Consider the following 14,729-nt stretch of genomic DNA (forward strand, 5'->3'; position numbering starts at 1 on the left):
ATCATGTCCCGCCCGCCGCTGCCACCCTTCACTCAGGAAACCGCCATCGAGAAGGTTCGCCTCGCCGAGGACGGCTGGAACAGCCGCGATCCCGGCAAAGTGGCACTGGCTTACACACCGGACACACGCTGGCGTAACCGAGTCGATTTCGTCCACAACCGTGAAGAGGCCGAAGCATTCCTCACGCGCAAGTGGAACCGCGAGCACGAGTACCGCCTGATCAAGGAACTCTGGGCATTCACCGGCAACCGCATCGCGGTTCGCTACGCCTATGAGTACCGTGATGACAGCGGTCAGTGGTACCGCGCCTTCGGCAACGAAAACTGGGAGTTCACCCCGGATGGGCTGATGCAGAATCGGCACGCCAGTATCAACGAGATGCCGATCAGCGAATCGCAGCGTCAGTTCCACTGGCCCCTGGGCAGGCGGCCGGATGACCACCCCGGCCTGAGCGCCTTGGGCTTCTGATCCTCCACTTCATCACCACCCAGAACCAGTGACGGCTCAACCGTAGAGATAGTTGATGTCCTTCAGCGCCAACGGCGGGACCTGGCCCAGGAGGTAGTCACGCAACCTGGCCATCTGTCGAGCCTTGGGGTTGGCCTTGAGCCAGGTCATGTAGTAGCCCTCTCCGGTGGCAACGGCCTGCCGGAACGGTGTGACCAGACGTCCGGCAGCCAGGTCGGCACTGGCCAGCACCAGGTCTACCACCGATATGCCCAATCCCTGCTGGGCCGCCGAAATGCCCTGGTCGAGGGTATCGAACACCTGGCCCTGATCGATGCTGATGTACGGTGCATCCACCCTGGCCAACCAGCGACGCCAGTCGCGGCGATCAGGCGATGGGTGAAGGAATTCGCAATCGCGCAGCACTGAAAGCTCGGCAGGACTCTGGCCAAGATAATCGGGATGACACACCGGAATCAGCCACTCGTCGAACAGCTTCATGCTCTCGACGTCGGCGGGAAACGTGCCGTTGCTCAGCAGAATGGCGCAGTCGTAGGGCTCGGAGTAGAAGTCCACCGTGTCGATGTCCATCCACACACTGGAAAGCTGCACGCTGTGGCTGTCGTCCATCCTCTTGAAGCCGTCAACGGCCCGCAGCAACCAGCGCACCGTGAGCGTGGAAGCCGCCTTGAGGCGCAACGCGTAACGATCCTGGCGCAGCAATGCACAGGCATTCTCGATGATCTTGAAGCCGACCTTCAGCTCCTGGGCCAGCAGCCTGCCGTGTTCGGTGAGGTGCAGCTTCGGCCCGCGACGGTCGAACAAGTCGCAGCCGAAGAGCCCCTCCAGCGTCTTGACGTGATGGCTCACTGCGCCTTGTGTCAGCGCCAGCTCCTTGGCGGCCCGGGTGAAGGAGCCATACCGCGACGCCACTTCGAAGGCACGCAGGGCGTGCAGCGCTTGAATCCTTTCAGACATGGGCACTTCCTATCATGAGCAAGACTAATAGTAACTCACAATTTCAGGCGTTTTACAACGGAGGCGTCCTTTCAGAAAATGCAGGTAAATAACTACTACATTAGCCAACACGCCGCGATAAGGCCTACAACATTCATCATGTAACGCTTTCGGGGAAGACATGTTCACGGGTTATGGAAAATGCTATCGCTTGGACGCGCGCGAGCTGGCCGAAGAACATGCGCGCAATTCGCAGCACTGGACCTGCACGACGCTGCAGCATTTCAAGGCCATTCTGGATAGCCCTGCCTTTCCTTGCCTGTTCGGACGCAAGGCCGTCGCCGCTGGCTCCTGCCATGTTCTGTTCGCACGTGCGCAGGACGCAGCCAACGACATCGCTCGCGGGCTGGCCGACTACATACAGGCCCTCGCGTTCCTGCCACGCAAGCAGCGGGTAGGCTGTCCGCTACTGGTGTTCCTGGAAACTGCCGCGCAGACCACCCTCGCCGAGCAGCAGCGTCTTGCCTGGGCCATCCTGCAGAAGGTCCATGCCCGCGACCCGCACCCCTGGCCCCAGGACGTGCCCCGCGATCCGCAGGATAGCCAGTGGTCGTTCTGTTTCGCCGGCATGCCGCTTTTCATCAACATGAGTTTTCCCGCGCACCGCCAGATGAAGAGCCGCAATCTGGGCAGCAGCATCGCCTTCGTGATCAACCCGCGCGACAGCTTCGACGAGGTGGCCAGTGCCGCGACCGAAAGCGGGCAGCGTATCCGCGCGCGCATTCGCGAGCGCGTAGGCCACTACAACGATGGGCTGATACCCCAGACCCTGGGTTTCTTCGGCCAGGACGACAACTACGAATGGCAGCAGTACCAACTACAGGAGCCCGGATCGCTGAGCCCTGCGCGCTGCCCTTTCCAAGCCGGCACCACCGCTGAACGACAGATCGAGAATTGACCGTGAATACCGCCCTGACCGCCACCTATGCCCTGACCGTCCTGCTGCTGATCGCCACCCCTGGCCCGGTGGTGGCTCTGGTCGTCAACACCGCCGCGGCCGCCGGCTCGCGCAAAGCCCTGTTCACCGCTGTCGGCACCAATTGGGCGTCACTGGTACTGATCGGCGCCGCGGCCTGGATCATCATGACCAGTGCGGCCATCGACAGGACCTGGCTCAGTGTGATGAGCCTGCTGGGCTGCCTGTTCATCGGCTCTATCGCCGTGGGCACCTTGCGCGAGTCCTGGCAGGCTCGACCGGTGTCATCGGACTCGGCACCGACACCAGACCGCGCTGGTCGCGGCGGGCTCTGGCAAGGCTTCATGGTCGGCATTTCCAATCCCAAGGACATCATTTTCTTCATCGCCTTCTTTCCCCAGTTCATCCAGGTCACCGAATCGTTCGGTAAAAGCATGGTGGTGCTGTCGCTGCTGTGGATCGCCATCGATTTCGCAGTGCTGAGCCTCTACATCTTCGCCATCGGTCGTATCACCTCGCAGCGCAGCAGCCGACTCATCAGCCGTGCATCCGGCGTGGCACTGCTGCTGATCGCCATCGGCGGCCTGTTGTACAACCTCAAGGAACTGGCCGCCTGAGGCGCCAGGATCCAAAGGAGCGTCAATGGCAGCGTTTCACGACGACCTGGAGACAGTCGACACCGCCCTCCCTCTCGAGGACTATCAGGACTTCCTCTGCCTGGGCGGCCGCAGGGCCCCACTGACGCCGCACGTCCATGAACGCGGCTATCGCTCGGCGACCATCAATACCGATGCCCTGGGCATGCGTTACAGTCATTTCGCCGGAAAGCGTTTTTCCCTGGGCGAGCGCGGGGGTTCGGCATCCATCAACCTGGTGGTGGGCGGTTCGGTGGCGCTGGGCGTCGGAGCCAGCAGCGATGAGCAGACGCTCGCGTCATGCCTGTCCGTGCTCACGGGCGAGGTCTGGTTGAACATCGCTGGCTGCGGCCTCGACGCCACCCAGGAACTGATGCTGTTTCTGAGCCATCAGCATCGTCTGGGGCGTATCGGCCACGTAGTGATCCTCAGCGGCCTCAACACCCTGGCCCACGAAGGGCTCTGCGATCTGCTCGCCTGCGACCGGCGAGGCGATCCGCCGCCCCAGCCCGCTGCATACTTCGACGAAGGCGTCCGAGGCCTCGCTGCGCCCACCTCCGCCACCTTGTGGCAACGCCTGCGCAGGCAACTGAGCGGCGGGGCCTCTGCAACCTGCGCAGTTCACCGCAGCCTGTCGGCGCCGGAGAAACGCCTGATCCGTGCCGCCGACCGCATCGGTCGCACGCTGTTGCAGTGGGAGCGCCTGCTGGCGGACAACCACAGTTCGCTGACCTTCGTCCTCCAGCCTCTGTTGCCCTGGTGCAGGGAAACCCTGCCTGCTGGCGAAGTAGCCATGTTGCAGGCACTGGAGCGGCACCCGGCGCATTTCGACCGCCTGCTCGAGGGCATCGATGACGAAGCACTGCATTCGGCCTTCTTCAGGCGCATAAAGAGCCAGTCAGACCCCGTAGCCTGCTATGACATGAATGGCATGCTCAGTAGCTCCACGGTTTTTGCTCGGCACTTGTTCGTCGACCGCATGCACCTCAACGACCTGGGACAAAACGCGCTGGCCAAGGTGATCACCGCAAAGCTGGGCCTGGCACAGGAAAAGCAAGCCAGACGTAGAGCCTCGCCCTTCAAGCTCGTCTGATTGCTGCACAGGCCCCTTTCGACAAACACCCTGGCATGGCTAGAATAGGCCGTCACCGCTACCGGCCGCCCGAGGCAACGCGCAATCGCCATGAACCACACTGCACCCTATTCCGCTCCGCTTGCGCCCGTGCGCGCCGAGGCGCGTTCGTGACCCCAGCCGTTCTACGGTGGACGCTGCTCGCCACCCTCTTGCCGCTGGCGGCCCATGCGCTGGAAGTGCGTATCGACCCTCATGCCGACCTGCTCTATCGCCAGGCCTTGCCCTTGCTGGAACAGGCGGAGGTGGAAGATGACAGCAGCAATGCGTTGCGCGCCGTCGACTTGCGCGACCCGGAACTATCCCGCCAGGGCCAGGCCATGGCCCATACGCTTCCCAGTGCGGTCGCCTTGCTGGAGAAGTCGGTGGCCCTGGGGCACCCTGTCGCCCAATACCGGCTGGCGCTGTATTACCTGACCTACCTGCCTGCCGGAAAGATCGCCGACGCTGCCTGCCCTTTGCTCGAATCCAGCCTGCGCCAAGGCTTTGCTCCACCCGCCACGGCCATCGCCAACTGGTGTCCCTCCTTCAACAACACTTCCGCTTACCGCCAGGCCCTCGAGAGCATCGCGGGCGCGGCCACCTATGCGTCGTACTATCCACAACCTGCGCTTCGCCTGGCATGCAACCGCACTCGGCCTCAGGGCCTGGAAATGCAATGGGGGCGACAGCGGGATTACCAGGCCGAGATCTACCGCCTGCTCGGCGACCTGGATCCTCAACACAGTCAGGCCTTGCTGCAAAAAGCCGTGGAAATCAATGGCTGCGCTGCCGCCCAGCAACGCCTGACCAGCAATCGTTGACGCCGGTACCAGTTACCTGCTGAATAGTGGGTATTGCGACATTTAATTTGTGGATGTCCCGAATGCGCCTCTATTCTGTCGCTGCATCCCCTGCGGCGCACCGGACGGTGCGGGTCACGGCACGGGGACAGAACAACAAGTCGAGATCGTCCATGTCGAAACACGCCTACTTCGCCCCTCATGGTGGCCATCCCGCCCAGACCGAGCTGCTGACTGACAGGGCCATGTTCACCGAGGCCTATGCGGTCATCCCCAAAGGCGTCATGCGTGACATCGTCACCAGTCACCTCCCGTTCTGGGACAGGATGCGCATGTGGGTCATCGCCCGTCCGCTCACCGGATTCGCCGAAACTTTCTCTCAATATATCGTCGAAGTGGCACCTGAGGGTGGCAGCGAACGGCCCGAGCTCGATCCGAATGCAGAAGCTGTGGTCTTCGTCGTGGAAGGTCAGATCGACATTACCGTCGAGGGCAAACAGCACACGTTGGTGCCTGGCGGCTATGCCTTCCTCGCGCCGGGCGCCCAGTGGAGCCTGCGCAACAACAGCCAGGCCAATGTCACCTTCCATTGGCTGCGCAAGCATTACCAGAAGGTCGAGGGGCTGGCGGCGCCCGAGTCGTTCGTCACTCACCGGGACAACGCCACCGTCATCGAGATGCCGGGTACCGAAGGGCGATGGGTCACCACACGATTCGTCGATATGGCAGACATGCGCCATGACATGCACGTCAATATCGTCACGTTCCAGCCAGGCGGCGTGATTCCTTTCGCCGAGACCCACGTCATGGAACACGGGCTGTACGTGCTGGAAGGCAAAGCCGTGTATCGCTTGAATCAGGATTGGGTCGAGGTGGAGGCGGGTGATTTCATGTGGCTACGGGCATTCTGCCCGCAAGCCTGCTATTCCGGAGGTCCCGGGCCTTTCAGTTATCTGCTGTACAAGGACGTCAACCGACACGTGCATCTGACGCTGAATCCACAGCGCTGATTCCTCAGCTGTATCCCGATCGGGTCATGAGGCCACGATCGGGAGTTGGCGCAAAGGTGCGGCCTGCCGCGCATCGAACAGGTCTCTAGCCGGACCTCAGGCTCGGGCTCTGACGTGGTTCCCAGCGGGCAGATAGCCAAGACGCTGCCCTTCACGCAGTTGACCTACCAGCCCAACAAGATCGCGCGCGCTGTTGAGGCTGTCTAGCCGTACATCGGTCATCGTCAGGCATTCGTTCAGACTGCTACCAGTGCCCAGGCGGATGGTCAGGTTGACCCCATCTGTGCTGCTGACCTCACAACGATCCGGTAGACAGGCCTGTTCGATCATTTGCCGCATTTCCAGTATTGAGACGCCCGTCAGAGACATTGTCACACCCTCGCCTGTCTGTGGATGACCCTCCTTGCGATTAGGTCATGCACGAGTTACCTGCCAATGGATATTGGCCACTGAGTAAGACGGGCCCATTCACCTTGTTTATCTATAGGCGGGACGAGACCCTGTCATGTGGACGGTTGAGAGTCGAATGAGGGCTCGCGTTCAAGCAATTATGAGACTGGGCGACGAGCGGTGGCGGTCAGCGCTCAGTCCTGGGCAAATGCACCGATGGGAGCTCACCGAACCGACCCGTGCGATAGTCGTCGAAGGCCTCCTCGATTTGCGCTTGGGTATTCATGACGAAGGGGCCGTAGCCGACGATCGGCTCGTCGACAGGCTCTGCGCTCAGGAGCAGCAGCGTCACATCTTCGCGGGCCATCACCAGGATATCGGCTCCTTCTCGCTCGAACATCACTGCTGCCGGTCCCTCGACGTCTCGCTGCTCATTGACCTGAAGTGAGCCACGAAGCACCACCAGGACGCAGGTGCGACCCGCCATGACAGGCAACCGCAGCGATGCCGCGCAGTTCAGGCGCACATCCCACACATCCATCGAGGTAAAGGTTCGGGCTGGGCCCTGGCGGCCGGCGTAGTGCCCAGCGATTACGCGCAGGCTACCAGCGCCGTCGTGCAACTGAACGATCGGGATATCCTGGTTCAACAGGGTCTGGTAGCCCGGTGCGGCCCGCTTGTCACGGGCTGGCAGATTGACCCACAACTGAATCATTTCCAACAGCCCGCCCGTGCGTGCGAAGCCTGGAGAATGGAATTCTTCGTGGAGGATTCCATTGGCGGCGGTCATCCACTGCACGTCCCCGGCGCCGATCAGGCCGCCAGCGCCGGTCGAGTCCCGATGCTCCAACTCACCTTGATAGACGATGGTCACGGTCTCGAAACCTCGGTGCGGGTGCTGACCGACCCCGCGCCTGGCAGTGGTCGGCAGGAACGCTTGCGGGCCTGCATAGTCCAGCAGCAGGAACGGACTGATGAGAGTCGCATCACGCGCGTAAGTGAAAAGGCTGCGTACCGGAAAACCATCTCCTACCCAGTGAGGCAGCGGGCAGCGGTAGACGCTGGCGATCTGTTTCATGGCAATCTCCTGAATCTGACTGATACCCAGTCTACCGTTGCACCCGGTGCCGGATTAGCCAGCGCTGACAGCTTTATGAATTCCATCAGCAGGACGATCGATCCACACGACAGCAGGCCTGATCCGGCCCGCCGACGTTGCAATTGGCCTGCACCTGTCCCAAGCTTCGCAGTCTCGAACTCTTGGAATGCCCGATGTCCAGACGTCATCGCTCATTGCTCGCCGTCCTGATCGTCCTGGCGATCGTGGGCCTGGCCGCTGCGTGGCTGTGGCGTACACCACAGACCCCCACGCCTGTCGCGCCTTCGCAAAGCTACGCCAAGGCGCTGCGCCAGGCGCACGGCGGGCTGCCTGGAGCCGCGCGCGTGCTCTACCAGCAACTGCAGCGCGACGACTTGCCGCCTATCCGCCGCGCCGCCCTGTACGGCGAACTGCCCAACTACCCTTCGCCACTGGCGCTCAAACTGGCCCGAGGAGACCTTGAGCATGGCGATCCACTGGTCCGTCGTGCAGCGATCGCGAGCGTACGGCGACTGCTGCCGGCCTCGCAACGCAGCCTGGTACTAGGTCCACTACTGGAAGACGAGGATCAGAGCGTTCGCTTCGCTGCCGTCGATGCCCTGCTCGGTCTTGATCCCGATGCAGTCGGTCTCTACTTCCGCCCGCTCCAGAGCGCTCTGGAGCAGTATCAGCAAGCCCTCGAAGCACAGCCGGACGATGCACAGGCGCAGACCCACCTGGCCCGGCTCTATCTGCACGAGCATGATTTCACCTCGGCGCAAGCGGCCATCGCTCGTGCCCTGGCGCTGGCACCGCAAGACCCGGACGCACTTTCGGCCCAGGTCCGCATACTCGAAGCCATGGGCCAGCATGATGAGTCTCGTGAAGTCCTGGCACGAGCGCTGGCCCTACGGCCTGACTCAGCCTTCCTGCAATACGAACTCGGCCTCTGGCTTTCCCGCCACGATCAGCGCGAGTACGCCCTGCTCGCGCTGTCGCGGGCGGTGGAACTCGATCCCGACGACTCCGAGTATCGCTATACCCTGGCGCTGACGCTGCACGACCTTGAACAAGTGGAAGCTGCGCAGAAGCAACTGCAGAGCCTGCTCGATCGTCAGCCGGCCAATCGCCGGGCTCGGGTCCTGCTCATTCGTTACTGGAAGGAGACCGGGCAACTGCAGAACGTTCAGGTGCTACTGGCTGAACTTGAGCGGCAAAACCCCGATGATCCGTACCTCCAGCAGGGTCTTTAGCGCTTTCGTGCAACAACTTTGAACCCCGATCAAGCACCAGGAGTCCAGTGACTATCGAGAGTTCTCGATGCCCGACTGCTACCGGCCGTGGCTACCCATGGGAGACGGGTCTTGTCAGATTCACTGTCTTACGACGAGCGCGCGCTGATCCTGGCGCCAGATGAAGTCGCCGCGCAAGCATTCAAGATGCTGTCCGACAGTGGCATCACCTGCGTCTGCACGACCGACAACAAGCGCTTGAAGGCCTGGCTCGCTGAAGGCGCTGCACTGGTGGTGGTCGATGAGCACATTCTCGTTCCCGAGCCCGAGTGCCCATTACGACAGTTCGTCGATGCTCAGCCCAAGTGGTCTGACCTGCCCATCCTGATGTTGCCTCACGCACCGGGGACCACTTCGCGAAACCTCGGCAACCTGTCTTGTGTGACTTATCCTTTCGATCAAGCGCAGCTATCGTCCATGGCCATGCAGGCGTTACGCGCGCGCCGAAGGCAGTATCTGGCGCGCGAAGAATTGCAGACATTGAGTGATCGACTCGTGGCCCAGCTCAGCCGTAGTAGCGAAGACTCAACTGCCCACCAGTTGCGCAACAAGATGGATGCCGTCGGTCACCTGGCCGGCGGCATCGCCCATGACTTCAACAACTTGCTGACGAGCATCGGCGGCAGTTTCGAGCTCATCGATCGACACCTGAAACGGGGCCACACCCAAGGGCTGGAGAAGATCGTGCACATGGGCCGGGCCTCCGTGAGTCGAGGCGCTGAACTCACCCACAAGCTGCTGGCCTTCTCCTCGCGACAATCCCTGCACAGCCAGGCGGTGCATGTCTCCAGCGTCCTGAGTCCTGACCGGTTACAGCAGATGATGACCCCGCACGTGCAGCTTGCGATGCGACTGCCCGAGGAGTTGTGGCCGGTGCAGGCCGACGCCCAGCAATTGCGGGAGTCGCTCGACTGCCTGGTGATCAATGCGTGCGAGGCGATGCCCAATGGCGGACAGCTATATGTATCGGCGCGTAACGAACATATCCAGGCCGAGCACTTTCCTGGTAGCGTTCTCTGTGATGGGGATTATCTGCGCCTGAGCGTCCGGGATACCGGCCAAGGCATGTCGTCGAGCGTACTCGAGCATGCATTCGAACCCTTCTTCAGCACCAAACCGGTAGGACAAGGCATTGGTCTTGGATTGTCGATGGTCTATGGTTTCAGTCGACAATCTCACGGGCATCTGGCCCTGACCAGCCATATCGGAGGAGGCACCCAGGTGGATCTCTATCTGCCGCGCAGTCTGGCAGGTGACGCGCCGCTGGCCACCCCCCGCGCTCGTTCGAGCGCTGTGGGAAAGGGCCCGATCTTGCTGGTGGAAGACGATCACCATGTGCGCGAGCTGCTTTATCAGGCCTTGACCGACGACGGCCTGGACTGCATGACCGCCAGCGACGCCGTGCAGGCGCTGGAAATTCTGCGCAACTCGCCACACGTGGCCCTGCTTCTCTCCGACGTCGGACTGCCTGGAATGAGCGGTAGACAACTGGCGGAAATCGCGCGCACCGTCGACCCCTCGCTGCCAATCCTGCTCATCACAGGCTACGCCGAAACGGCAGCGATCCGGGAACAGTTTCTCGACCCTGGCATGCAGCTGATCTGCAAGCCCTTCGAGCTTGGGCATTTGCGCGAGCAGATCTTGAAGTTGTTGACCAAGGCCTGACCCTCAGACGTCCAGCATGCCCAACACCTTGTCCACGAGACTTTGCAGCGAGAACGGCTTGAGCATCAGCGCGGTGCCTGGCTGATCGAGCAGGCTACGCTCCAGCGGCTGCTCGGTATAGCCCGTGATGAACAGCATTCGCTGTGTCTGGCGCTGCTGCCGGATGGCTCGCCCTAGCTGCCGACCACTCATCCCTCCCGGAAGACCGATGTCGCTGATGACCAGATCGAAGGGACCGGACTGCTCGTAGATCGCCATCGCCTCCACGGCATCGCCCGCTTCGCTGACGACGAAACCGGTGTCTGTCAACACCTCACGCATCAAGGCCCTGAGGTTGAGTTGATCGTCGATCAGCAGTATTCGCTCGCCCGCTGCACGCTTGATCTCGACTGGCGCGCTCGAAGATTCGGTGGCAGGAAGTTCGCCGTGGTGTCGCGCAAACAGCAAGGTGACGATCGTGCCATCCTGCGCATTGGACTCCACCCACACATGCCCCCCCGATTGGCGTACGAAGCCATACACCATCGCCAGTCCCAGCCCGGCGCCTCGTCCCTTGGGCTTGGTGGTGAAGAACGGCTCGAACGCACGAGCCAGGACTTGCGCCGGCATGCCGGTGCCCTTGTCTTCGACCAGAATGGCCACATAGTCTCCGGCCGGAATGTTTTCACCGTGCACGGTCTGCGCGGGAAGTCGCTCATTGGAGGTACGGATGTTGACCACCCCCCGCTCATGCGCGGCATCGCGTGCGTTATTGCACAGGTGCAGGATGGCGATCTCCAGCTGGGCTGCGTCCACATGGATCGGCCAGGGCGCGACATCGAGTAGCCAGTGAAGCTCGAAGTCCGGACCCAGAGCCTGCAGGATGAGCGGTTGCAGCTCCAGCAGCAGCCGATTGATGTCGGCCGGGCACGGTTGCAACGGTTGGCTGCGAGCGAAGGCCAGCAGTCGGTGAGTCAGGGCCATGGCGCGCTGCACCGAGTCGCGCGCCACGTGAACGTATTCATCGATACGCTCCAGCCGACCCTGGCTCATACGCCGCTGCAACAGCTCGAGGCTACCGCCGACACCGGCCAGCAGGTTGTTCATTTCGTGCGCCATACCTCCGGCCAACTGACCGACGATTTCCATCCGCTGGTTGTCACGTAGCAGTCCCTGCGCCTCGCGCACGATGTGCAAGCGTTCCTCGGTGATGTCACGGCCGACCGCAACCAGCACATCGCCCTGCGGCCGGGCACTCCAGCATATCCAGCAGTAGTGCCCGTCCTTGTGCTTGAGCCGGGACTCGACCTCGTGCACCTCCCTGCCCTGCAGCAGATCGGTGATCGCCAGCCGCACCTCGGCGCGATCTGCCGGGTGCACCAGATCCACCAGCGCCACGGTGTCCATGGACTGCACATCCCAACCCAACACACGGCGCCATGCCGCGTTGGCGGCCAGCAGCGCGAGCTGGCGGTCGACCACCACCATGGCGTCGCGCGCCATGTGCCAGAGGTGATCGCTGCTGGGCAGGTACTCGCCCATCTGACGCTCGAAACCCTGAGCCTGCTCACGCCATTGCCTGACCTGGTCCATGCTGGCGGTGGTGTTGATCGCGGTGTGCAGGAAGCCGGCCACTGCGCCCTGCTCGTCGCGCAACGGGGCGTAGCCGAACGCGAACCAGGCGGGTCCGTCAGGTCCGGCACCGAGCTGCAGGGGCGTGTCGATGAAGTTCGCGCGTCCCTCCAACGCCTGGAATACCCAGGGGCCGATGCGCGACCATTGATCACGCCATAGCTGATCGAAACGTGTCCCGAGCGACTGATCGCCTGATGACATGAGCGAGATGTAACTGAGGTTTGGAATCAGTGTCAGGGCCGGTCCCCAGACCAGAGCGCAGGGAAACGGCGACAGCAGCATGATGTCCACGGCCACGCGCAATGAAGGCGACCATTGCGCCGCAGCGCCCAACGGCGTCTGACCCCAGTCGAATCCGGCTATATGATCGCCGGACAGGTCGGCACAGGACGATGCTGCCCTGAGGTGAATCACTTGGGTGGCGCCCAACTGGGCGGTTTTACCGGCAGTCAACGGCTACACTCCCGATCACAGGTGCAGGCACTGGCATCACGGGGTGCCGGGTTTGCGTGTCCATGGCAACTCCTGAGCATCACGCTAAGTAAGATTGAGCCTAGCATATGGGTGGTCGGAGCTCACGGTACGCCTCCGGCCCGTACCATAGCCCAGGTCCCACAGCGCGCGTGCCACGAACCCTACGCCCACCTGTCACGTTATGAAGTGCTACGCAGATATGACCTACAGCCCGCGCCAGTGTGATCACCTTAGGCTCATGAGCTAGTCCACCATCGGAACTCACCTCAATGAGCATATCTAGGCAACTGAACCGCCGCGTACTCACCGTGGCGGTTGCCCTCCTGACCGGTGCCACTCCGCTGGTCTCGGGTTTGCTGGTCATGAACTACCAGTTGAACAAGCGCCTGGAGCAGAGCGCCACCGTCGCCGTCGACGAGGCCTTGTTCACTTTCGACCGTCTGTTCGATGGGCTGCGGGCCGCAGCCGTGTTGGCGTTACCCTCCACCCAGAAAGCCTGCACCGATATCGAGCCAAAGCTCGCCAACCAGGTGGCCGGCAATCCGCGCCTTCAGGCACTGACGGTGCTCCAGGGTGAGCAGCATGCGTGCAGTAGCGCGGCATCAGGCCCCTTGCCCGTGTTCGACCCCAGCAAAGACATCTACATGTTCTACGACCCCGCCGCGATACCGGATGGCGTGCTCGTGGCATACCGGCTGGTGAGCGGGGATCGCTCGGTCATCGCTACCACTTACGGTCTGGAAATCCGCAGCGAACTGCGCGCCTTCAGGAATGGCTTGCGCCTGGCCCTGCACTTCGGCGATCAATACATCTGGGCCGAAGGTGACAGCCGTGATCCGGCCCGGCCCTCCATGCCCGAGTACCTCACCAGCGCAACCTCGACCAAGTACGGCTACCGCGTAGAGGTCGGCTATCCGCAGGGTTTCACCGCCGCCGAAGCTCGCCAGGCCAGGACTCAGGTCCTGCCTTCGCTGGTGCTGGTGAGTGTGCTGACCTCGGCGGTCGTGATGTGGAGCCTGCGTCGGCGCTACATCAGCACCGAGCGCGAGACCGCCGATCATCGACCGACGGTCTGAGCCCGTGTTGGTCAATCGGTGCTAAGTACACCTCGACGCACCTGATCGCGCTCGATGGATTCGAACAGGGCCTTGAAGTTGCCCTCGCCAAAACCGTCGTCGCCTTTGCGCTGAATGAACTCGAAGAACACCGGCCCCATCAGCGTCTCGGAGAATATCTGCAACAGCAGACGCTTGTCCCCGTCGGCCGAGGCGCCATCGAGCAGGATGCCTCGGGCCTTGAGCTGATCGACGGGTTCGCCGTGCCCCGGCAAGCGTTCTTCGAGCATCTCATAATAAGTCTGCGGCGGTGGGGTCATGAAACGCATGCCCATGTCCTTGAGCGCGTCCCAGGTCTGGAGCAGATCGTCGGTCATGAAGGCGACGTGCTGGATGCCTTCACCATTGAACTGCATCAGAAACTCTTCGATCTGCCCGGACCCTTTGGAAGACTCCTCGTTCAGCGGAATGCGGATCATGCCATCGGGTGCGGTCATGGCCTTGGAGGTCAGGCCGGTGTACTCGCCTTTGATATCGAAATAGCGTATTTCACGGAAGTTGAACAGTTTCTCATAGAAGCTCGCCCAGTAAGCCATGCGTCCGCGATAGACGTTGTGGGTGAGGTGGTCGATGATCTTCAACCCGGCACCGCGGGGATTGCGATCGATGCCTTCGATGAAATGGAAATCGATGTCGTAGATCGAGCTGCCTTCTTCGAAGCGATCGATCAGGTACAGCGGAGCTCCACCGATACCCTTGATGGCGGGCAGGCGCAGTTCCATCGGGCCGGTTTCGATCTCCACCGGCTGGGCGCCGAGTTCGAGCGCTCGGGCATAGGCCTGGTGGGCGTTGCGTACGCGAAAAGCCATGCCACAGACGGAGGGTCCGTGCTCGGCTGCGAAGTACGAGGCAGCGCTCCTGGGCTCGTTGTTGAGGATCAGGTTGATACCGCCCTGGCGATAGAGGTGAACGTCCTTGGAGCGGTGGGTGGCCACGTGGGTGAAGCCCAGGGCCAGGAACACCGGCTCGAGCGCGCCGGGCGTGGGTGAAGCGAACTCGATGAACTCAAAGCCCATCAGGCCCATAGGGTTTTCGAAAAGATCTGCCATGTCGGTATCCTCATCTGCAACGAATGGAAAGCGTTCAACTGTGCGGGATGAAGGTCACGACGGGTGGCGAGCAGGGAATACCCCTCACGCTGCGGGAGAGAAAGTCGCCGATG

Annotated in this window: 14 protein-coding genes; 9 read left to right on the top strand and 5 right to left on the bottom strand. The window is 62.0% G+C overall.

Annotated elements, in window-relative coordinates:
* The first annotated feature begins 3 nt into the window (after positions 1-3).
* Complete coding sequence (locus IAE34_RS10375) at positions 4-468, top strand: nuclear transport factor 2 family protein (RefSeq protein WP_200138852.1); 465 nt, start codon at positions 4-6, stop codon at positions 466-468.
* A 36-nt stretch (positions 469-504) separates the two neighbouring features.
* Here IAE34_RS10375 and IAE34_RS10380 read toward each other — a convergent pair whose 3' ends face one another.
* Entirely contained in the window at positions 505-1,425 is a 921-nt protein-coding gene (locus IAE34_RS10380) for a LysR substrate-binding domain-containing protein (RefSeq protein WP_200138853.1), read from the bottom strand.
* A 160-nt stretch (positions 1,426-1,585) separates the two neighbouring features.
* Here IAE34_RS10380 and IAE34_RS10385 point away from each other — a divergent pair, with 160 nt between their 5' ends.
* The 5 genes from IAE34_RS10385 (at position 1,586) to IAE34_RS10405 (ending at position 5,939) form a co-directional block, all read left to right on the top strand.
* The gene (locus tag IAE34_RS10385; protein WP_200138854.1) at positions 1,586-2,362 is read left to right on the top strand and encodes a YqcI/YcgG family protein; all 777 of its coding nucleotides are present in this window, start codon (positions 1,586-1,588) and stop codon (positions 2,360-2,362) included.
* Positions 2,363-2,364: 2 nt separating this feature from the next.
* On the top strand, positions 2,365-2,997 hold the full coding sequence (locus IAE34_RS10390; protein WP_200138855.1) for a LysE family translocator: 633 nt from the start codon (positions 2,365-2,367) through the stop codon (positions 2,995-2,997).
* Between the two features lie 25 nt (positions 2,998-3,022).
* Positions 3,023-4,108, top strand: a complete 1,086-nt coding sequence (locus IAE34_RS10395; protein WP_200138856.1) for a hypothetical protein — start codon at positions 3,023-3,025, stop codon at positions 4,106-4,108.
* Positions 4,109-4,257: 149 nt separating this feature from the next.
* Positions 4,258-4,950: a sel1 repeat family protein gene (locus tag IAE34_RS10400; RefSeq protein ID WP_200138857.1), complete on the top strand. Its 693-nt coding sequence runs from the start codon at positions 4,258-4,260 to the stop codon at positions 4,948-4,950.
* Positions 4,951-5,102: 152 nt separating this feature from the next.
* Positions 5,103-5,939, top strand: coding sequence for a bifunctional allantoicase/(S)-ureidoglycine aminohydrolase (locus IAE34_RS10405; protein ID WP_200138858.1), 837 nt, complete (start codon positions 5,103-5,105; stop codon positions 5,937-5,939).
* Between the two features lie 96 nt (positions 5,940-6,035).
* Here the strand turns inward: IAE34_RS10405 and IAE34_RS10410 are convergent, their stop codons facing one another.
* Positions 6,036-6,308: a DUF1652 domain-containing protein gene (locus IAE34_RS10410; protein ID WP_200138859.1), complete on the bottom strand. Its 273-nt coding sequence runs from the start codon at positions 6,306-6,308 to the stop codon at positions 6,036-6,038.
* 208 nt (positions 6,309-6,516) lie between these two features.
* Entirely contained in the window at positions 6,517-7,407 is an 891-nt protein-coding gene (locus IAE34_RS10415; protein ID WP_200138860.1) for a pirin family protein, read from the bottom strand.
* A gap of 194 nt (positions 7,408-7,601) precedes the next feature.
* Here IAE34_RS10415 and IAE34_RS10420 point away from each other — a divergent pair, with 194 nt between their 5' ends.
* Together IAE34_RS10420 and IAE34_RS10425 are read left to right on the top strand one after the other, a co-directional pair.
* On the top strand, positions 7,602-8,660 hold the full coding sequence (locus tag IAE34_RS10420) for a tetratricopeptide repeat protein (protein WP_200138861.1): 1,059 nt from the start codon (positions 7,602-7,604) through the stop codon (positions 8,658-8,660).
* A gap of 111 nt (positions 8,661-8,771) precedes the next feature.
* The gene (locus IAE34_RS10425; RefSeq protein WP_200138862.1) at positions 8,772-10,364 is read left to right on the top strand and encodes a response regulator; all 1,593 of its coding nucleotides are present in this window, start codon (positions 8,772-8,774) and stop codon (positions 10,362-10,364) included.
* A 3-nt stretch (positions 10,365-10,367) separates the two neighbouring features.
* Here IAE34_RS10425 and IAE34_RS10430 read toward each other — a convergent pair whose 3' ends face one another.
* Positions 10,368-12,431 carry a hybrid sensor histidine kinase/response regulator gene (locus tag IAE34_RS10430; protein ID WP_233631065.1) on the bottom strand — a complete coding sequence of 688 codons (2,064 nt, stop codon included), beginning with the start codon at positions 12,429-12,431 and terminating at the stop codon, positions 10,368-10,370.
* A 290-nt stretch (positions 12,432-12,721) separates the two neighbouring features.
* On the opposite strand from IAE34_RS10430, the gene IAE34_RS10435 reads away from it, so the two are divergent.
* Positions 12,722-13,528 carry a CSS-motif domain-containing protein gene (locus IAE34_RS10435; protein ID WP_200138863.1) on the top strand — a complete coding sequence of 269 codons (807 nt, stop codon included), beginning with the start codon at positions 12,722-12,724 and terminating at the stop codon, positions 13,526-13,528.
* An 11-nt stretch (positions 13,529-13,539) separates the two neighbouring features.
* On the opposite strand, the gene hppD is transcribed toward IAE34_RS10435, so the two are convergent.
* Positions 13,540-14,616, bottom strand: coding sequence for a 4-hydroxyphenylpyruvate dioxygenase (hppD, locus tag IAE34_RS10440; protein ID WP_200138864.1), 1,077 nt, complete (start codon positions 14,614-14,616; stop codon positions 13,540-13,542).
* Between the last annotated feature and the right edge of the window lie 113 nt (positions 14,617-14,729).

Source organism: Pseudomonas sp. S30, assembly GCF_016518545.1.
Taxonomy (GTDB): Bacteria; Pseudomonadota; Gammaproteobacteria; order Pseudomonadales; family Pseudomonadaceae; genus Aquipseudomonas.